Origin of the sequence: Larkinella humicola (assembly GCF_008727875.1) — a bacterium.
GTDB lineage: Bacteria > Bacteroidota > Bacteroidia > Cytophagales > Spirosomataceae > Larkinella > Larkinella humicola.
Genome location: NZ_VTWS01000007.1, coordinates 169,503 through 189,966 on the forward strand (window position 1 = coordinate 169,503; position 20,464 = coordinate 189,966).

Consider the following 20,464-nt stretch of genomic DNA (forward strand, 5'->3'; position numbering starts at 1 on the left):
ATCGAAATTATTTATAATCAATAGAGGGCTAAAAATGGCTGGACGGTTGAAAATGGTTAAGGGACACTGGTTGTCAAACCGCCAAAGCCATTACAACCATTTTTAACCATCTCAACCATTCAAGCCATCACAACCATTCATGACACTTTCGCAGTTAGAATACATTGTTGCCGTTGATACCCACCGCCATTTTGCCACTGCCGCCGATCATTGCCACGTTACCCAGCCCACATTGAGTATGCAAATTCAAAAACTGGAGGACGAGCTGGGTGTGTTGCTTTTCGACCGGTCGAAGCAACCGGTGGTGCCCACAGAAACCGGGCAACTCATTCTGAATCAGGCGCGTGATGTATTGCGAACCGCCCGGCGGATTCCGGAAATTGTGAAAGAGTCGAAAGAGGATTTTAGTGGCGAGCTTCGGTTGGGCATCATTCCGACGCTGGCACCCTATCTGTTGCCCTACTTCATTGGCCAGTTCATCGACCACTATCCGGCCGTGACGGTTCACATTCAGGAGATGATGACGGAGCAGGTGCTGGAGCGACTGAAAAACGGACTAATCGATGTGGGGATCGTGGTAACGCCACTGGATGAAAACGGTCTGCTGGAAATTCCGCTGTTCTACGAGCCTTTTGTCGTCTATGCCGCCGACTCTCATCCGCTCTTTCAAAAAACCGCTATTTCGGCGATGGATTTAAAAACTGACGGTTTGTGGCTGTTGACCGAAGGGCATTGCTTTCGAAACCAGGTCGTTAGCCTGTGCGGAAACGACAAACGACTGAATGGCAGCCAACCGCTGCGCTACGAAACGGGTTCGCTCGAAACACTGATCAAACTGATTGATAAACAGGATGGTTTTACGCTACTCCCCTACCTGGCGACCCTTGACATGGACGCCATCCGGAAGGCCCGCACCAGGCCTTTCGAGGCTCCACAGCCGGTGCGGGAAGTCAGTCTGGTGATGCACCGCAGCTTTCTGAAGCGGAAGCTGATCGATGCCTTGAAGCAGGAAATAGTTACCCACTTGCCCGCCGAACTGACTACAAAGAAAAAAAATACGATCGTTAGTCTTTAACGCCGGCCAAACCGTCGGCGGCTACCGCCCCGGAAATCACTGCCCGCACTTTCGCCCCGGCTTCCATTGGCACCGTTGCCCGATTGCGTCCGCGATGACTGCCCCGTGCCGGAGGAGGCCGCAGCGGTTTCCATCGGGTACGGATGATTATCGACTACCGGTATAGACTTGGTAATCAATTTGTTAATATCGCGCAAGTATTCCTTTTCTTCCGCATCGCAGAACGATAGCGCAATCCCGTCGTGACCCGCCCGGCCCGTCCGCCCAATCCGGTGAACGTACGTCTCCGGGACGTTGGGCAGTTCGTAGTTGATCACGTGCGACAGCTCATCGACGTCGATGCCCCGCGCAGCAATGTCCGTGGCTACTAATACCCGCGTTTGCCGGTTCTTAAAATTCGTCAGGGCACGCTGGCGGGCGTTCTGCGACTTATTGCCGTGAATGGCTTCCGCCTGAATACCGGCTTTCAGCAGATCTTTGGCGACTTTATCGGCACCGTGTTTGGTGCGGGCGAATACCAAGGCCGATTCAATGGCTTTGTCGTTGAGCAGGTGGATGAGCAGGCGTTTTTTGTCGGTTTTATCCACAAAATAAACCGCCTGTTTCACTTTCTCAGCCGTCGAAGAAACCGGTGTTACTTCCACCCTGACCGGTTTCCGCAGAATCGTATCAGCCAGTTTGGAGACGTCCGGTGGCATGGTGGCGGAGAAAAACAGTGACTGACGTTGGGCGGGCAGTTTGGCAATCACTTTCTTGACATCGTGAATGAAGCCCATGTCGAGCATCCGGTCGGCTTCGTCGAGAACGAACAGTTCGATATGCTGCAAATGAACGAACCGCTGATTCATCAGATCCAGTAAACGGCCCGGCGTGGCAATCATGATGTCGACGCCCGCTTTCAGGGCAAGCGTCTGCGAATGTTGCGGAACTCCGCCGAAAATAACCGTATGACGCAGGTTCAAATACTTTCCATAGGCGGCAAAACTCTCTCCGATCTGGATCGCTAATTCGCGGGTAGGCGTCAGAATAAGGGCTTTAATCGGGCGGGGACCGCGTTCCGGACCTTTTTCGGCTTCCAGAATTTGCAGGATGGGAATGGCAAAAGCGGCCGTTTTTCCGGTGCCGGTCTGGGCGCAACCCAGTAAATCCCGGCGTTCCAGCAAAATGGGAATGGCCTGTTCCTGTATGGGGGTGGGGGTCGTATATCCTTCGGCGCTCAGGGCCTTCAGAATGGGCTCAATGAGCGCTAATTTGGTAAAAGACATGTGTTGAATTTAATACTTGTACCTGTACAACCCTGCCAGGACAAATAAAGTGCCATTACACCATCAACAACCGCCAAACACCCGAAATCAGCAGCAGAATCAGGCCGATAGGCGTCAACACTTTCCAGCACAGAAACATCATCTGATCGACCCGCACGCGGGGAAATGTCCAGCGCACCCACATCTGCACGAGCACCGCCAACATCGCTTTTGAGAACAGCCAGAACACGCCGGTGATGTTGCCCCAGGCGGTTCCCGGCAGGCCACTCGTCCAGTCGGCCAGGCGCAGAGGGCCAAGATTGGGCAAGGGCGTATTCCAGCTTCCCAGAAATAAAATGGCTCCCAGAAAAGAAACCAACAGCATCATGGCATATTCGGAAAGCATCAGGAGCGCAAACCGCATCCCGCTGTATTCGGTATTGTAGCCACCGACTAACTCGGATTCGCCTTCGGGCAAGTCGAACGGGGCGCGGTTACTCTCGGCCAGCGTCGTGATGAAAAAGACGATGTAGGCAATCAGTAGAAAGGGGTTACGGAGAATATTCCAGCTAAAAATACCGCCCCAGTTCGTCACGTCCACTCCCAATGCCTTCAGTCCAAACAGGTAATTGGTTTCTTCCGAATAGATCCCCTGTTGAAAACTGATGGTCTGTAAATTCAGCGTCTGGCAAATAATCACCGCGCAAAGAATGGTCAGGCCGAGCGGTATTTCGTAGGAAACAATCTGCGCGACTGAGCGCATGGCCCCAAACAGCGAATATTTGTTGTTGGACCCCCAGCCCGCCATCATAATGCCAATCACATCGACCGAAACAATTGCCATCAGGTAAAATACGCCCACTTCCGTCGCCGAGCCTTGCAGATCGGGGGTCAGCGGCATCACGGCATAGCCCGCAAAAACCGAGGCAAAAATGATCAGCGGAGCCAGCAGAAACAGCTTCCGATCGGCGGCTTTTGGCACAATATCCTCTTTCTGAAGCAGTTTCAGCAAATCCGCAATCAATTGCAACAGCCCGAATTTCCCCACTTCCATCGGCCCCAGCCGGTCCTGAATAAACGCCGAAACCTTCCGTTCGAGGTAAACCCCAACGACCACAAAACTAACCGCAATGACTAAAAATATTGGAAGAGCGAGCATATGTACCCACGGACTAAAGTCCGTGTTTGAATCCTGAGCATTAAAGATTACTCCGTTTGAAGTCGGAAAACCGTATTAATTTTCAAATATAGGCATGACTGGGTTATTATTCCCGGCTAAATTCCGCGGCTCCGGTAAACATTTCCGTTCAACCGACCGTTGCCAAAAAAAACCATCGTATGTCAAAACCTTCTTCTGAACCCGTCGCCCTGTTCTGGTACCGCCGGGATTTGCGCCTGAACGACAATGCCGGCCTCTATCACGCCCTCCGCAGCGGTTTTCCGGTTTTGCCCGTTTTCATTTTCGACCAAACCATTCTGGACGCGCTCGACGACAAGCACGATCGCAGGCTTGAATTCATTCACAATGCTGTTCTGGAAATGCAGCGGGAGTTTCGCGAAATCGGGACGTCACTGCTGGTTCGGTACGGAAAACCGCTGGACGTCTACCGCGATTTGCTGAAAGAATTTGACATTCAGGCGGTCTATACCAATTATGATTACGAAGTCTACGCGAAGGACCGCGACAAAGCCGTGACCGATCTGCTCTCTGAAAACGGGGCGGAGTTCCATGCCTATAAGGACCAGACCATCTTCGACCGCGACGAGATACTAACCGGCAGCGGGTCGCCCTACACGGTTTTTACGCCCTACAGCCGCAACTGGCACCACAAACTGACCGACTTTTACCTCAAATCGTATCCTACCAAAAAATACTACGCCAACTTCCTGAAAACCGCTGCGCTGCCCATCCCGACACTGGAAGAACTGGGGTTCAAACCGGTGAATGAGCCCTTTCCGGGGAAAACCGTGCGAGCCTTCCTGCTGGACCACTACAAGGAAACCCGCGATTTTCCGGCCCTAAAGGGAACCAGCGAGTTGAGCATTCACCTCCGGTTTGGCACCATCAGCATCCGCGAACTGGCCCGGAAAGCGAAAGAACACAACTTCACGTTTTTGAACGAACTGGTCTGGCGGGATTTCTATTTTCAGGTGCTCGACCATTTTCCGCACGTCGAAAAACACTCGTTTCGCCGGGAATATGACCGTATTCCGTGGCGTAATCATGAAGACGAATTTCAACGGTGGTGCGAGGGCCGAACGGGCTACCCGATTGTGGATGCCGGGATGCGCCAACTGAACGAAATTGGCTGGATGCACAACCGCGTCCGGATGATTACGGCCAGTTTTCTGTGTAAACACCTGCTAATCGACTGGCGGTGGGGTGAAGCCTATTTTGCCAAAAAACTGCGGGATTACGACCTGTCGGCCAACAACGGCGGCTGGCAATGGGCCGCCGGATCGGGAACGGATGCCGCGCCGTATTTCCGAGTTTTCAATCCCACACTCCAGGCCCAGAAGTTCGACCCGAAAGGCGAATACATCCGCCGGTGGGTGCCCGAATTCAATTCACTGGACTATGTCGAACCGATGGTGGAGCACACGATGGCGCGAAACCGGGCCATTGAAAGCTATAAAAAAGGGTTGGCGGCTGCGAAATAGCGCGAAAATTGCATTTACAAAATTGTATCTTGGATGATTACAACCTAATACGTGGTTTTGGTGTCTATACGACTACAACTTTTTGCTGTGCATGCCGAACCGTTTTCTTTTCAGTTTCGCGTTCTTTCTGCTTGTTTTTCAGGAACTTATTGCTCAACGGGTGTTGCTCAATGCCACCGTCATGCGAGCCGATACGGCGCTGCCCATTGTGGGAGTCAGTGTGTTCGTGACCGAATCCGGTGCAGGAACGACCACGGATGAGCAGGGCCGGTTTTCCGTTTCTTTACGACCCGGTTCCTACCACATCAGCCTTTCTGCCGTCGGTTTTAAATCGGATCGTCCGTTCATCGTCGTCAATGCGAACCGGACGGCGGTTTTCCGGCTGATTTCCCAAACGTTTGAACTCGATGAAGTGGAAGTCCGCGACCGGCGCGCCGATCAGAACGTAAAAGACGTCCGCATGAGCCAGATTCAACTGGATGTCCGGCAATTGAAGAAAATGCCGGTGGTGCTGGGCGAACCGGACATCCTGAAAGCCCTGACCCTGCAAGCCGGTGTTTCAACGGCGGGCGAAGGCGCGGGCGGTTTCAACGTGCGCGGGGGTCGAACCGATCAGAATCTGGTGCTGCTCGACGGTGCGCCGATGTACAACACTTCCCATTTGCTCGGTTTTTACGCCAACGTCAGTTCGGATGTGGTGCAGGACGTGAATCTCTACAAAGGCAGTTTTTCATCGCAGTACGGCGGTCGAATTTCGTCCCTGCTGCTCGTCAACACCAGAGCCGGCAACAGCGAACGCTGGCGGCTTTCGGGCGGCATCAGTCCCATCAGCGGACGCGTGGTGATCGACGGGCCGATTGCCAAAGGGCTGACGCTGATGGCCGCCGGGCGCGTGGCCTATCCCAACTGGATTCTGCAATCATTTCCGGAACGCAGTGCAGCCAAAGAAAGCCGGGCTTTTTTTTACGATGGAAACCTGAAACTCAACTACGCGCCCAATGCCGCCAATACGGTTTCGCTGTCGGCCTACCGCAGTGCGGATCGCTTCAAATTTCCGGGCGACACCACCTACGGCTGGCAGTCGAACGTGGTGTCGGGCCGCTGGAGCAGCTTGCTGCGCCGGAACCTGCAACTGAATATCAATGCGTTATACAGCGGTTATCAATACCATGTCGATGGCGATACCGAGGGCTACACCTTTCGGCTGACGTCCTACATCCAGCACCGTGAAGCCAAAGCCGATCTGTTTTACACCCTCTTCGATAAACACAAGTTGCAGGTAGGCGCGAACGGAATTCTGTACCGGATTCAAAAAGGCGACCTGGAGCCGACCGGCACTTCTTCGAGCATTAACCCGAAAACGCTGGAACCCGAAAACGCCCGCGAACTGGGTGTTTATGCCAACAGTGAATGGATTCTGACACCGGCGATCACGCTCCAGGCCGGTTTGCGATATTCATCGTTCAGCCAACTAGGCCAGCAAACGGTGTATCGTTATGCCGAACAGACTCCCCGAACGCCCGAAACCGTGGTTGATTCGACGGTTTTTGCCGGTGGAAAGCCCATTCAGACCTACGGGGGTTTTGAACCCCGTCTGGGTTTGCGGGTGCAACTTTCGTCCAGCATGTCTCTGAAGCTTAATTACAGCCGAAACCGCCAGTACATCCACCTGATTTCGAATACCACCGCCATCACACCCTCGGATTTCTGGAAAGTCAGTGATTCATACGTACCCGCTCAGGTCGCCGATCAACTGGCCATAGGCTTATTTAAAAACCTGAACGACGACGCCATCGAACTGGCCCTGGAAGGCTATTACAAAACCATCGACAACCTGGTGGAATACCGCAACGGGGCTACCCTCCTGCTGAACGAACGGCTGGAAACCGATCTGCTGCAGGCCCGGGGTAAGGCGTATGGTGTAGAGGTAAGCATTGCCAAAAACAAGGGAAAACTGACGGGCCAGTTCAACTATTCCTACGCCCGGTCACTCGTAGCGGTTCAGACAGCGTTCAGCGAGTTGCAGGTCAATCAGGGAAGCTACTATCCGTCGAATTTTGATAAACCGCACAACCTGAACGTACAAACCCGGCTGGCGATGCGTTACAACTGGACGTTTACGACCAATTTCGTTTACAGTACCGGCGTTCCGGCGACCTACCCCGACGGACAATACGTGTTTGCCAATCAGCCGACACTCAATTATTCGAAACGCAACGCCGACCGGATTCAGGATTACCACCGGCTGGATGTTGCCTTCTCGAAAGACACCCGGTTGAGCAACCGCCAGACCCGTTACAGCATCTGGACCATCGGAATTTACAACGTGTACGCCCGCAAAAATCCGTATTCGGTGTATTTCAACCGTTCCAATTCCCGGACGGACGCCTACCGGCTGGCCGTGTTTGGCACCCTGATTCCGTCGATCACCTATAATTTCAATTTCTGATGAAACGGTTGGCCTTTGTGTTGGTGATTTTGAGCGGGTTGTGGTCCTGCATCGATCAGGTTTCGTTGCCCATCCGCAATGAACCTCCGCAACTGGTGGTCGATGGGCTGATTACCAATGAAAAACCGCCTTACAGTGTCCGGCTGTCGTATTCGGGCAGCTTTGCATTCGATCAGGAAAATCCGCAGGACCAAAAAGTGACGGATGCGGTCGTGACGCTCAACGATGATGCCGGGCATTCGACCCCGATGGCACACGATGTACTGAATGCGGGTTTTTACCGAACAACCGACGCTGCCTTTGTGGGGCAACCGGGCCGCAGTTACACCCTGACGATTCGGCTGTCAAACGGAAAAACGTTCGTTTCGGCTCCCGAAAAAATGCCTGCCGTTCCCGGTATCGACAGCGTTTACGCCCGGTTTACGCCCACCGAAAGCATTGCGTTGCCTTATCAATATTATTTCTACCTCGACGCCACCGATCCGTCGGCACAGAAAAATTACTACCGCTGGACGGCTTATGCCTATACCGCCCGGCGGTCGACCGGGGTACCGTGTTGCCTGGGGTGTCCAAGCATTTGTTATGATCGCTGCTGGGTGTCGTATTCCAGTCAAGATATTAACATTCTGGCCGACAATGGCATCGACGGAAACCGCCTGCGTCAACAACTCGTCATGCGCACCCCCATCTACACGCCCGGCCCTACGCTGGTCGAAGTGCAGCAATACAGCCTGACGCCGGCGGCTTTTCAGTTCTGGAAACTGTTCAGAGAGCAGCAATCCCGAACCGGCACCATTTTCGATCCATTACCCGCTTCGGTAATCGGTAACATTTCCAATGCCAGCCATTCTGAAGAGAAGGCGCTGGGCTATTTTGGCGCGTCGGCAGTGGTTCGGAAGCGGTTTCGGGAGCGCGGGGATGCGACCTACGGCACGGCCATTTACGGGTATATCAGTTCCGTTATCGTTCCGCAGGGCGATTGCCGCCAAACCTACGGCTGGCTTTCCCCCGTGACGGAACCCACTGGCTGGCAATAATTACAGGACTTTCCAGCTTACCGCCCAGGTGCGGCCACCCGGTTTGAGCTGGTCGGCTTTCGGGAGCGGCACCCCCGCCAGGCCGGTTTGCGGGTTAAGGCAAATCAGTGTGAGTTTATAGCTTTTTTTGTCAACATCAGCCACCAGTTTGGTCGAGCGCAGGAAAATCTGGCCCGACTGGCGGTCCACATCATCCACTGTCGCATAGAGCACATCGTTTTTGCCCAGTTTCTGATCACCGATCACCACGTCTTTTGTCAGTTTAAATTCCCAGGTTTGCCCGACCGCTACTTTGCCCGGTTTGATCAGTTCTGCTTCAACTTCGCCCTTGAACAAAACCGCATTGGACGCCTTCAACTTTGACAAAGTTCCCAGCAAACTATCGACCGAAGCGGTTTCAAACCGCAATTCCAGGCTTTCTTTCGGCTCGATGGCCAGCCCAACCGGTTCCGGTTCTTCGGCCGGAATCAATCCTTTCGCGATGGCTTCGGCCCGCTCCCGTTCGTACGAATTGCCCGTTGATGCCATCAGATTATTGGTCAGGTATTGACCCGGGAACTGAAAAAACTCCTTGACGGCCACGATTTTGTAGAGGTAATCGCTCGTCTCGGCGTTCATCGACAGAAAATAGTAATTACTCTGCTGCTGTTTTTTCATGTGCGATTGCATCCGGCCAATTCCGCCGTTGTAGGCAGCCGCCACCATCGTCCACGAGCCCAGATTTCGGTACAGAATCCGCAAATAGCGACAAGCCGCGTCGGTCGATTTGAGCAGGTCTTTGCGCTCATCCACCTTGTCGTTCCGTTTCAAACCCAGTTCATCGGCGGTTTCGGGCATGAGTTGCCAGTAGCCCGTCGCGCCCTTGTGGGAAACCGCATCGGCTTTGAGGCCACTTTCCACCACGGCCAGGTATTTGAAATCGTCGGGAATGCGGTGTTTTTTCAGAATCGGCTCGATGATCGGGAAATACTGGGCAATGGCCCGACGGCGGAAATTGATCAGGTGATTTTGCGACGCCACATTCCGCATCAGCGCCATCGACAGGTTGTGCGCCACGGCTCCGCTTTCCACCGGAACCGGCTCCCCGCAAAAGTTTACGCCCATCGGTTTGGGTACGGCCACCGACCGGGCGGGCAATTTACGAGCCATTTTGCGGGAAGACCGTTGGGCAAAAACCGTCGTGGCAACGGTGATGCTGAAGAGACTAATCAGGGTAATCGAAAAAAAGAATCGTTGTTGATGCACGCCTATAACCTTGGTTGTCAATGAGTAAAACGATCACACAGGCTTTTGTGTTCATTTTAGACGCGGTTTTTAGGAAAAGGTTACGGTCTGCTGCTCGAGATTTGCAATTGCCGGGCGACTGATGCTGGTCGAGACCGGGCGGCCGGCGCCGTTGCAATCCCGACCCACTCTGTTGCGGATTATTTGATTTAAACAAAATAACTACTGTACTGAATGTTGATCAGCCCACTGCTTTAGCTGTGGGATATTGAAACGAAATCGAATCCGTTCCGGAACCGTTTTAACGGTTTTATAGGCCAGAAAACCGTTAAAACGGTTCCGGAAGCGAGGGGGACTTTTCGCTTTACCCACTGCTAAAGCAGTGGGCTGATAAGCCAAATATGAATCCGGCGGTTATTTTACCCGCAGCGCACGGAGGCCATTTCAACCGGAATAAGGTCAATGTCTCAACCCATCGCTCATCACACCTTCTGCAAAAACTGCGTTTTCAATACCATCACCGTCCGATCCACTTTCCCTTCAATTTCCTTCGCATCGTCCGTAAGCCGGATGTTTTTCACGACCGTTCCTCGTTTTAGCGTCGTTGAACTGCCCTTCACTTTGAGATCTTTGATCAACTTCACCGAATCGCCTTCGGCGAGCGTTGTGCCATTGCTGTCTTTTACGTCCATTTCGTTTCCGTTTTGAATTGTGGCCGCGAAGATAGGACTTCTCCTTTTCAATCATTTCCCAACCAAGTAGAAAAAGACCATCCAATGATTTTTAATACATTCGTGCGTTCCCGCAGTTTTGAACGTTTTCACGCCGGAATCGCACTCAACCAATCCTTCGTTCTAATGAAGAATCGATTTACCGCTCTTTTTTTTCTCAGCCTGTTTCTTTCCATTGCCAAATATTCGGTACTGGCTCAACGACCTCCCGCCTACCCGTTGGTCAGCATCGATCCGTATACGAGTATCTGGGCATTTGCCGACAAGCTCAATGAATCGCCGACCCGCCACTGGACGGGCAAAAACCAGCCGCTCGACGGTCTGGTCCGCGTCGATGGCCGAGCCTACCGGTTTATGGGTGCCGAAATGACTACGCTCAAAACCGTTGTTCCCACGGCCCAAACGATGGGCTACGAATTGCTGTATACTTTTCAAAAACCGGGTGACGGCTGGGAAAAGCCGGGTTTCAAACCTTCCGGTGACTGGAAAACCGGACAGGCACCCATCGGCGATGGAGCCTCCAGCAACCCCGTCAAACCCGCTACGCTCTGGAAAACCAAAGAGGTGTGGTACCGCCGAACGGTGTCGGTGTCGGATCTGAACTTCGAAAACCTGGTTCTGTATTTGAGTCATGACAACGATGTGGTCGTGTCCATCAATGGCGTGAAGGCGTTTGAAAGTGGTCCTGGCTACATCGGTGATTACAAGACCTTCCCCCTGTCTCCGGCGGCCAAAGCAGCGTTGAAAAAAGGTGACAACCTGTTGGCGGTAAGTTGCATCAACCCCGTGGGCGGTGGGTATGTCGATGTGGGTTTGGTGGATCAGCGGAAAGTGAATCTGGGCGCGCCGGTCGTGCTCGCTCAGCAACAGAACGTGACGGTTCGGGCGACCCAAACGGAATACCGGTTTGCCGCCGGGCCCGTCAGCCTTACCGTCAACTTTACAACGCCCTTGTTGCTGGACGACCTGGAAGTGGCCACCCGCCCGGCTTCGTACCTGACCTACACCGCCCAATCAACCGACGGGAAACCGCATACCGTCGAAGTCTACACGGCGGCTTCGGGCCTGTTGAGTGTAAACCAGCCCCATCAGGAAGTGGTCGGCAAACGTTCATCGGCCGAAGGGCTGACGGTTTTGTCGATCGGCACGACGGAGCAGAACATTCTGGGGCGCAAAGGCGATGATGTCCGGATCGACTGGGGCTATGCGCTTCTGGCGACTCCAACGGGGTCAACCGCGCAAACCGGCATCGGCCAACCGGCGGCCCTGTTCCGCAGTTTTGTCCGTACCGGAAAAGTGATTGATGAAGCCAACCAGCCGACCGCAGCCGACAACCGATCGCTGGCGGTTTCGCAATCGCTGGGAACCGTGACGCAAACGCCCAAAACCGCTCACGTGATTTTGGGGTACGACGACCTCTATTCCGTTCAATACTTTGGCAAAAATCTGCGGGCATGGTGGCGCTGGGACGAAACCATGACGGCCGAAAAAATGCTGGCTGCGGTGGAGAAGAATTATGCCCAACTCACCGAAAAATGCCGCCAGTTTGATCTGAAATTGCACGCCGAAGCTGAAAAATCGGGCGGAAAGCCGTATGCCGATCTGTGCCAGTTAGCCTACCGTCAGGCGATTGCGGCCCACAAAACCGTAGCGGGTCCGAAAGGTGAAGTGCTGTTTCTGTCCAAAGAAAATTTCAGCAACGGCTCCATCGGAACCGTAGACGTGACCTATCCATCGGCTCCGCTTTTCCTGATTTATAATCCAACCTTGCTGAAAGGCATGATGGAACCGATTTTCCAGTATTCGGAAAGTGGGAAATGGACCAAGCCGTTTGCCGCCCACGATGTAGGGACGTATCCGCTCGCCAACGGCCAGACCTACGGCGAGGACATGCCGGTGGAAGAAAGTGGCAACATGCTGATTCTGACGGCCGCCATTGCCGCAGCCGAAAAAAATGCCGACTATGCCAAGCAACACTGGCAAACGCTGACCACCTGGGTCGATTACCTGAAAAAAGACGGTTTCGATCCCGCCAACCAGCTTTGTACTGACGATTTTGCCGGACACCTCGCCCGCAACGCCAACCTGAGCATCAAAGCCATCATGGGCATTGCGTCCTACGGGCATCTGGCGAAGCAACTGGGGCAGGCAGAAGTCGGCGAACAACACCTGAAGCTGGCCCGCGAGCTGGCGCAAAAATGGGTTCAAATGGCGCAGGATGGCGATCATTACGCCCTGACATTCGATAAGCCGCAGGGAAGCTGGAGTCAGAAATACAACCTGGTATGGGATAAACTCCTGGATCTGAACATCTTCCCGAAGGACGTGGCCGAAAAAGAAATCCGGTATTACCTGACCAAACAGCAGCCTTTCGGCTTGCCGTTGGACAGCCGCAAAACCTACACCAAATCCGACTGGATCATCTGGACGGCCACCATCGCCGACAAACCGCAGGATTTCCAGCAACTGGTGCTGCCGGTTTTCAAGTATGCCGACCAGACCCCCAGCCGGGTGCCGCTGGGCGACTGGCATGAAACCACCAACGGTAAGCAGGTCGGGTTTCAGGCCCGTTCGGTGGTGGGCGGTTATTTCATTAAACTGTTACACGATAAACTCCATTAATTCACTTTTCAACCAGACCCATGATGAAAACCCGATTATCCCTCGTCCTGAGTACGGCCCTGCTGCTACATTTCAGCAGTGGTTTTGCCCAAAAGAAAGTGTATACCTTCCCGATTGGTATTCAGTCGTATACGTACCGGAACAGCTTCCCGAAAGGTGTGGCCGCCACCTTGGACACGATTCAGTCGCTAGGCATTACGGAGATGGAAGGCGGCACTCCGAAAGGCGTGACTACCGAAGAGTTCAAGAAGATGTTGAAAGACCGGAATATTTCGATTCCGGGCACCGGCGCGGGCTACGAACTTCTGGTGAAAGATCCGATGGCGGTGGTTCAGAGCGCCAAAGAACTGGGTTCCCAGTTCGTTATGTGCGCCTGGATTCCACATCAAAAAGGGAATTTTACGCTGGAAAACGCGAAGAAAGCGGTAGAAGATTTTAACCGGGTGGGCAAAGTACTGAAAGAAAACGGCCTGACGTTCTGTTACCACAACCACGGTTTTGAATTTCAGCCGTATGAAGACGGAACGCTGTTCGATTACATGGTGAAAAACACCGACCCCCGGTATGTTTCGTTCGAGATGGACATTTTGTGGGCTACCCACGGCGGTGCCGATCCGGTCAAATTACTGAACAAATACGGCAATCGCTGGAAACTCATGCACTTAAAAGACCTCAAAAAAGGTGTAAAAGGCGATTTCACCGGCAACACCCCTCAGGAAAACGACGTGATTCTGGGAACGGGCCAGATCGATATGCCGATGGTGCTGAAAACCGCTAAAAAAGTCGGTATCAAGCATTATTTTATCGAAGACGAAAGCAACATCTGGAGTTATCAGGTTCCAAAAAGCATTGCGTATTTGAAAAACCTGACGGAGTAACGTTTTTTGGAAGAGCGAAATTTGAAGGACAGGACGAGGTGGCGCAGGCGACTTCATCCTGTCCTTTTTTTAGCCTTTCATCCCACTTCCTGGCACTCACCTATTTACTGACCGGTAACCGCTTGTTATTTATTGGTGACAATAACATCAGAATTGCCTTTACTTTTGCCTTCGGCATCGACTATATCAATCAGAGGTTGTTCAATAGAAAGAGCCCTAAACCGCCCAAACAGGCATGTAACAGCCCTGACCCCACTTTGAGCACGGGAACGCAGGCAAGATATGTTACTAAAATCGGAAGGCCGGGAAACAAATGGCACAAAGTTTGAGATTAACTGGCTATCAGTCTATAGAACGGTATAATCTATAACGGGAACGATTTTATGATTACGAAAGCTGTTTTCAACGAAGCCTTTAACCAAATCGGGGTAAACCGAGTTGACGCTATACCGGGTACTCATAAAATGGCAAAATACCGTAAAAAAACGCCTTATAGACTCAACATTCAGAAAGCAGCCCTCTGGTTTGTGATTCTTTCTGTTGCCGTGGGTTTTGCGTTTTTGTGGTATAAATTGATTGCTAAGCTGATTATGGCAATTTTGGAATAAACTGACGTTTCTGGCCTGAATCTTGCTAGGCCGCATGGATCTGTCGGTTCAGTCGATTTCACGCAAAGTCTCCCGTTCTTCTTCTCCCACCAGTTCCTCCGCGTAATACATATCCAACGCTTCTTTATTCTTCACCGCAATTTTCCCGCGGTAACTGCACCGAATCTGCTCTTTCACCAGCCGAAACGTAGTTTCGGAAATGTTGACTCTCCCCGCTTCCCCGTATTGCTCCATTCGGGCCGCGGTATTGACCGTGTCACCCCAGATGTCGTAGGCAAACTTGCGGTCGCCCACAATGCCCGCCACTACCGGACCAGTGTGAACCCCGATCCTAAATTCGAAATGCTGCTGTCCGTTGGTTTGCCGCTCGCGCTGGTTTCGGAGCAGGAACGTCCGCATTTCCAGAGCCGCCCGAACCACCTCGACCGGATTTTCGGGATACACCACCGGCAATCCCCCGGCGCATAAATAGGCATCCCCGATGGTCTTGATTTTTTCGATGCGGTACTGGTTCAGAATCGCATCGAATGAGCGGTAGTAATAGTCGATCTCGTTGACCAGTTCTTCCGGGGAAAGCCGCTCGCCCATGCTCGTAAAATTGACGATGTCGGTGAACAACACGGTTACCCGCTCAAACCGGCGCGGCTTCGAACGTCCGGTTTGTTTCAACTCTTCGACCACCTCCGCCGGCAAAATGTTGAGCAACAGCTCTTCCGACCGCTGTTTGGCCACCTGGAGTTCTTCGGTGCGCTGCTGCACTTTTTGCTCCAGCATCGCATTTTGCTCACTCACGAGCCGTTTGTTTTCGACCAGCAACCGGATTTGCTCCTGTTCGGCTTCCTGACGTCGTTTTTTCAGCAGATTCACTTTGTAGGTAAGCGCCACTGCGAAGAACAGTATTTCGACCCCAACGCCCAGGTGAATGCTTTCGTAGGTCCAGAAACTGAACGGGAGCTGACCGTAGGTATACATCAGGAAAACGAAGATGCCGATGTAGAAAAACAGGTTGCCGGCGATGTAAAACAAGGCCGGTCGAAAACCCTTGCGCAGCGTCACAAGACCGGCCACGATACTGAACGTCCCCTCCAGCAGGACCACCACCGGTACGATGTCGATCTGACGCCCCAGTTGATAATTCAGACTGACGTTCACTACGTTCAGAACGAAACTAAGCAAGTAAAGAACCACGATGCCAATACCGATTTTATAAAACCGGGGGGCCTGCAAACGCAGCCGGAGAAAGGTCAGCGTGAAAAGAATATGCAGAACACCGGTGACGGAAGACAGGGCGGCCGAATACCGTTCGATGGACGGATTGGCAGGCCAGAAAAACTCGCTGGTATGTCCCCGGAACAGGGCCATCAGGAGTCCGATAAAAAACACCCAGATCGCATACCTTAAATTCCCCTGTTCGCGCAGACGCATGTAAAGCACCAGGCTGTAAACGATGATAATCAGAATGAATCCGTAATAAATTCCGTAAAATAGATCGGAATAGTGCTGGCTTTCAATCAGCCGGGTAGTCGATAGGGCATAGATCGGCAAAACGCCCGTATAAACCCCTTCCATGTAGACATAGAAGGTGTGGGTCTGACCATTACGGGCCTGAATCGGGCAGAACTGAATGCTTTTGCGAAAGGGAGCAGCCGGTTCGGGCTGAAGCGATCCCAGCTTATGAAGGGTCAGAATCCGGTTATCCACCGTTTCATACACGCGGATGAATTCGGTCCCGGCATAGATAAACTGCATGAACACCTCGCGATCCGTTTCGTTCGTAATCTGAAACCGGAACCAGTAGCCAAACTGGTGGTCATAGGGCTTGATCAGGCGGTTTTCGGTGGGAACAAACCGGTATCGACCCGGGTTCTGGAGTAATTCATCGATGGAAACACGACCGGCCCTGACCTCCAGCAGCTCACTGGCCTTATACAAATCGTAGGGCTCGGTCAGGTCGCTGATGCGAATGGGTCCGGCTCCCGCCCGACCGCCAACCAACAGACTTATCAGCAAAATCAGTACAAGTCGGTTCATAGAATGGGGGTTTACCGTTTATGAAATCGTCGGAAGCAGGGCCGTTCGCAGCATCACGTCGACCTTGTGAGCCGTTGTACCAAATTCTTTTCGGGCTACATAGGCCAATGGCAGCCGCAAAAGCCAGGGAGGACGGGCCACCAGACTGCCCATTTTAGCCGAACTGGCTTCTAATAAAGCCAATCGCTCTTTCCATTCGGTTTCGGACCGAGACTGGTGAAATCCGACGGTGTTGGCCCAGGCCTGTTCGCGCCCCATCTTCATCACCGCCTTCTCAACGTTTTTAATTTTGTCCGAGAAATAGGTTACAAACGTTCCAAAGGGCCGAAAAATCCGGCCAATGTCGTCGTTCATCTGGTCGTACATATCTTCAAATAACCCATTCATTTTATCAAAGTCATTCTTAAATAACTCCAGGTCTTTTCCTTTATAAACTTCCGCCACCACAATCGGCAGATCGTAGGAAATGTGGGCGTTAGCTGCCGAAAAAATGTACTGGTTGGTGGTGATCACCGTTTTGGCAGCATCGAACGACAACTGCCAGGGAGCAGACGCCGGTTTGCCATCGAAATACTGATTGAGAGCCTCAAAATACCGGTTGCCAAAACCGACATCAACCTGCTCCATTTCTACCAGATTTTCGAAGATACCCGCCTTCAAACCGTCCTGGACGCGCAGCGTTACCAGTTTATAAACGGCAGCAAACAACCCGATCGGATTGTTCTGTGACCGCAGGTGCCGGGCTACTTTATCCAAGTAAAAAATCACTTCTTCAATGGTCTGTGCGGGCGGGATCCGGAAGTCCGGAGCCTCAGACTGCCAGGTGTCGGTGAGGGCCGAGGGCAGGTAAAACTGCTCGCTTTTGGCCCCGTTGTGATACGACATCACGAGATCGATCATCTGGTTGCTGAACGCCCGGCCCACCGCACCCATCAGCAAATGACGGTCGCCGACGGAGCGAAACCCTTTGTCGAGCCACTGAATGGCGTTCATCACCGGCGAATCATCCTTGTCGTCGTCTTTGGGAACCTCCAGCAGATCGGCGTATTGATCACCAATAAAAAACCGTACAAACAGGGGTGACAGATTTTTGAGCGGCCCGAACGACAGCCGGGAGTTCATGAGGTCGATGCAGGCATCGGTCAGTTCGGCACCTTCCCGACCGCCATCGGGCGACCGGCCGGCCTGCTGCTCCAGAATGGCGTTCATCAGATGCCGACAGTCGTCTTCGTTTTCCGAATTCAGGTCATCATCGACGCCGATCATGAACCCCACCACTTTCCAGAGGTGCAGATAGGCCTCCCGTTCCTCGGGCGTCAGTTCGATGTCCATCTGCTTCAGCCCGTCGATGATCACGACGCCAAACGACAGCAAGGTGCCAACCAGATCCTGCTGATTGATCGGAATGCCAAAATTCTCAACGTCCCAGCGGTGTTGCTGGGCGTGATACCGGATCACGGCGTGAATCAGCCGAACTTTCTGGATGGAAACAACGGCCAGGCCATCGTGTTCAAAACTATTCAGGGTCAGGATGTTGACTACAAACTGGGCGGTTTCCATCAGCCGCCGGGTAAACGAATCGAGCGAACCATCGTGAACGCGCAGACGGCCGGTTCGGTACAACACCTTGGCCCCCCGCCAACAGGTGTAGCACAGTGGCAGCGATTTACAAAGCAGCAGCAGCAGAATTTTGGGGCCATATTGCTTGAAAACATCGGCCGCCACCATGAGTTTAAACGGTTCGGCACAGTCGGGAAGCTGGCGGGTTTTGACAAAATACTCTTCCACAATCTGCTTCAACCGATCCGGCAACACGTCGAAAGCCGGGTTGGGGAAGTTGCGGTTTTGCACCAGCATCTGGAAAATCTGATCGACCTCCCCTTTCTGATTGTCCAGCAAAATGGCGGCAATGGTTCCGTCGGCGAGCGGGTCGCCCATCCGTCGTTTGCTCCACAGAAAATCATCAGTCCAGGTAGCAAGGGAAGGGGTATTCATCGGGAGGAAGGACAAACGTTAACGTTACCACAAATAACTATTTTAGTAACTCATTTCCAATTTCTCCGGCACATTCGCGCTTTCTACCGCAATCGTTTTCACCGGGTTACGGCATTTTGTAGTTTACGGTGAAAATCAATTCTATGAAACGAACCATTCCGCCCATCCTGATTCATATTCTGCTTAGTCTGGCCTTTTTGTCTCTTCCTTATCTTTTTGCGCCCGACGGTTTTTCGGGCCTCACCAAACTGACCAGCAACCCGCACGAACGAACTAATTTTCTGTCGTACCTCTTCATGCTGGTTTTCTTTTACGCCAACTATTATTACCTGATTCCAAAATTGTATTTAGAAGGAAAGTATATCCTTTATGTTACCAGCCTTGCGGGGAGTTTTTTGCTTCTGATCGGGGCCGTTGTGCTGGTCGATCGCGGGGATCTGGTTGCTGTTCCCATACCTGCGTTGCCCCATCCTCCCCGCCCCCAGGGGCCGGTTCCGGGCGGTCCGCAGGCCAAACCGCCTTTTGGGTTTGAGTTGAGTCATGCGCTGTTCCTGTATCTGGTAGGCATTTTCGTTTCCCTGTATCTCCAGATCAAAAACCGCTGGCGACAAACCGAACAGGAAAAACTATCGACCGAATTGTCGTACCTGAAAGCCCAGATTAATCCGCATTTTCTGTTCAACACGCTCAACAGCATCTATTCGCTGGCCATTGAAAAATCGGACAAAACCGCCGACGCTGTCGTAAAGCTCTCGTCGTTAATGCGTTACGTCATTCGGGATGCCGGAAGCCACGAGGTTCCTCTGGCGAAAGAAGTGGCCTACATCAGCGATTACATCGCCTTGCAGCAGTTGCGGCTGGACGATACGGTTCAGATTGAGTACGCCGTCAGCGGCTTCTTTAATGGGAAACAGATTGCACCCCTCATTTTGATTTCGTTTATTGAAAACGCGTTCAAGTACGGCGTCAATCCGGAAGAAAAATCGATCATTCACATCACGATTTCGCTGAATGAGAACACCTTGCGGTTGTATGTGTTTAACAAAAAAGTGCGGTTGTATCACAATGACGAAGCGTCGGGCGGTATTGGCATCGACAACACCAAAGCCCGGTTGAAACTGGTGTATCCCAACCAACATGTCCTGACCATCAACGACAACCCCACCGGGTTCGCCGTTGACCTAACCCTGAACCTGGCATGATCCGAGCCATTGCATTAGACGATGAACCCCCTGCGCTGCGGGTACTGACCCATTTTTGCCGCCAGCTCAACACCATCGACTTGCAAAAGACGTTTTTGCGACCCGACGAAGCCCTTTCGCACCTGCACAAAGTACCCACCGATCTGCTTTTTCTCGACATCAATATGCCGTCGGTATCCGGCATTGAATTTCACAAAGCGATTCCGGAACCCATACTGGTGATTTTCACCACGGCCTACGCCGAATACGCCGTGGAAGGCTTCACGCTCAATGCAGTCGATTACCTGTTGAAACCGTTTACCTTCGAGCGGTTTCAGCAAGCGGTTCAAAAAGCAAACACACAGCACAAATTCCGGCAGACAACCGATCCGGCGATGGAAGCGTACCTCTATATCCGCGCCGATTATACGCTGCACAAAATTGCGTTGTCGGACATTCTGTTCATCGAAGGGTTGGACGACTACCTTAAGATTCACATCCACCAGGTCAACCGCCCGATTGTGGCCCGCATGACGATGAAAACCATGTTGCAAAAACTCCGGGAAGCCGACGGGGGAAGCGAGCGGTTTATTCGCGTTCATCGCTCCTACATCGTGGCTTTCAACCGGATCGAGACCGTTCGAAACCGGATGATCACCCTCGCCGGGGAGGAAATACCGGTCGGCATGAGCTACGAAGCCGAGTTTTTCAAGCGGTTTCAGGGCTAA

At 52.6% G+C, this 20,464-nt stretch carries 15 protein-coding genes; 9 read left to right on the forward strand and 6 right to left on the reverse strand.

The window, feature by feature from the left end:
* Window positions 1-139: 139 nt before the first annotated feature.
* Window positions 140-1,075 (forward strand): hydrogen peroxide-inducible genes activator, encoded by a 936-nt coding sequence (locus F0P93_RS24760; protein WP_150880420.1) that lies wholly within the window; start codon window positions 140-142, stop codon window positions 1,073-1,075.
* Here the strand turns inward: F0P93_RS24760 and F0P93_RS24765 are convergent.
* Window positions 1,072-2,340 carry a DEAD/DEAH box helicase gene (locus F0P93_RS24765; RefSeq protein ID WP_150880421.1) on the reverse strand — a complete coding sequence of 423 codons (1,269 nt, stop codon included), beginning with the start codon at window positions 2,338-2,340 and terminating at the stop codon, window positions 1,072-1,074. The two genes, F0P93_RS24760 and F0P93_RS24765, sit on opposite strands and share 4 nt — an antisense overlap.
* Before the next feature lie 55 nt (window positions 2,341-2,395).
* Window positions 2,396-3,478, reverse strand: a complete 1,083-nt coding sequence (locus F0P93_RS24770) for a complex I subunit 1/NuoH family protein (protein ID WP_150880422.1) — start codon at window positions 3,476-3,478, stop codon at window positions 2,396-2,398.
* Window positions 3,479-3,657: 179 nt separating this feature from the next.
* On the opposite strand from F0P93_RS24770, the gene F0P93_RS24775 reads away from it, so the two are divergent.
* From F0P93_RS24775 to F0P93_RS24785, 3 genes are all read left to right on the forward strand, one after another.
* Window positions 3,658-4,980 carry a cryptochrome/photolyase family protein gene (locus F0P93_RS24775; protein ID WP_150880423.1) on the forward strand — a complete coding sequence of 441 codons (1,323 nt, stop codon included), beginning with the start codon at window positions 3,658-3,660 and terminating at the stop codon, window positions 4,978-4,980.
* A gap of 91 nt (window positions 4,981-5,071) precedes the next feature.
* A complete protein-coding gene (locus tag F0P93_RS24780; RefSeq protein ID WP_225309629.1) occupies window positions 5,072-7,429 on the forward strand; it encodes a TonB-dependent receptor in 2,358 nt (785 codons plus the stop codon).
* A complete protein-coding gene (locus tag F0P93_RS24785) occupies window positions 7,429-8,466 on the forward strand; it encodes a DUF4249 domain-containing protein (RefSeq protein WP_150880424.1) in 1,038 nt (345 codons plus the stop codon). Before F0P93_RS24780 ends, F0P93_RS24785 begins: the two co-directional genes overlap by 1 nt.
* On the opposite strand, the gene F0P93_RS24790 is transcribed toward F0P93_RS24785, so the two are convergent.
* The gene (locus F0P93_RS24790; RefSeq protein WP_225309630.1) at window positions 8,467-9,711 is read right to left on the reverse strand and encodes a lytic transglycosylase domain-containing protein; all 1,245 of its coding nucleotides are present in this window, start codon (window positions 9,709-9,711) and stop codon (window positions 8,467-8,469) included.
* Window positions 9,712-10,172: 461 nt separating this feature from the next.
* Complete coding sequence (locus tag F0P93_RS24795) at window positions 10,173-10,382, reverse strand: alkylphosphonate utilization protein (protein WP_150880425.1); 210 nt, start codon at window positions 10,380-10,382, stop codon at window positions 10,173-10,175.
* A gap of 165 nt (window positions 10,383-10,547) precedes the next feature.
* Here F0P93_RS24795 and F0P93_RS24800 point away from each other — a divergent pair, with 165 nt between their 5' ends.
* The 3 genes from F0P93_RS24800 (at window position 10,548) to F0P93_RS24810 (ending at window position 14,529) form a co-directional block, all read left to right on the forward strand.
* Window positions 10,548-13,043, forward strand: a complete 2,496-nt coding sequence (locus F0P93_RS24800) for a glutaminase family protein (RefSeq protein WP_150880426.1) — start codon at window positions 10,548-10,550, stop codon at window positions 13,041-13,043.
* A gap of 20 nt (window positions 13,044-13,063) precedes the next feature.
* The gene (locus F0P93_RS24805) at window positions 13,064-13,921 is read left to right on the forward strand and encodes a sugar phosphate isomerase/epimerase family protein (RefSeq protein ID WP_150880427.1); all 858 of its coding nucleotides are present in this window, start codon (window positions 13,064-13,066) and stop codon (window positions 13,919-13,921) included.
* Between the two features lie 383 nt (window positions 13,922-14,304).
* Complete coding sequence (locus tag F0P93_RS24810) at window positions 14,305-14,529, forward strand: hypothetical protein (RefSeq protein ID WP_150880428.1); 225 nt, start codon at window positions 14,305-14,307, stop codon at window positions 14,527-14,529.
* A 48-nt stretch (window positions 14,530-14,577) separates the two neighbouring features.
* Here F0P93_RS24810 and F0P93_RS24815 read toward each other — a convergent pair whose 3' ends face one another.
* Window positions 14,578-16,560, reverse strand: coding sequence for an adenylate/guanylate cyclase domain-containing protein (locus F0P93_RS24815; RefSeq protein ID WP_150880429.1), 1,983 nt, complete (start codon window positions 16,558-16,560; stop codon window positions 14,578-14,580).
* An 18-nt stretch (window positions 16,561-16,578) separates the two neighbouring features.
* Window positions 16,579-18,555, reverse strand: coding sequence for a DUF5995 family protein (locus F0P93_RS24820; RefSeq protein WP_150880430.1), 1,977 nt, complete (start codon window positions 18,553-18,555; stop codon window positions 16,579-16,581).
* Between the two features lie 143 nt (window positions 18,556-18,698).
* Here F0P93_RS24820 and F0P93_RS24825 point away from each other — a divergent pair, with 143 nt between their 5' ends.
* Window positions 18,699-19,757 carry a sensor histidine kinase gene (locus F0P93_RS24825; protein WP_150880431.1) on the forward strand — a complete coding sequence of 353 codons (1,059 nt, stop codon included), beginning with the start codon at window positions 18,699-18,701 and terminating at the stop codon, window positions 19,755-19,757.
* Window positions 19,754-20,464, forward strand: a complete 711-nt coding sequence (locus tag F0P93_RS24830) for a LytR/AlgR family response regulator transcription factor (RefSeq protein WP_150880432.1) — start codon at window positions 19,754-19,756, stop codon at window positions 20,462-20,464. Before F0P93_RS24825 ends, F0P93_RS24830 begins: the two co-directional genes overlap by 4 nt.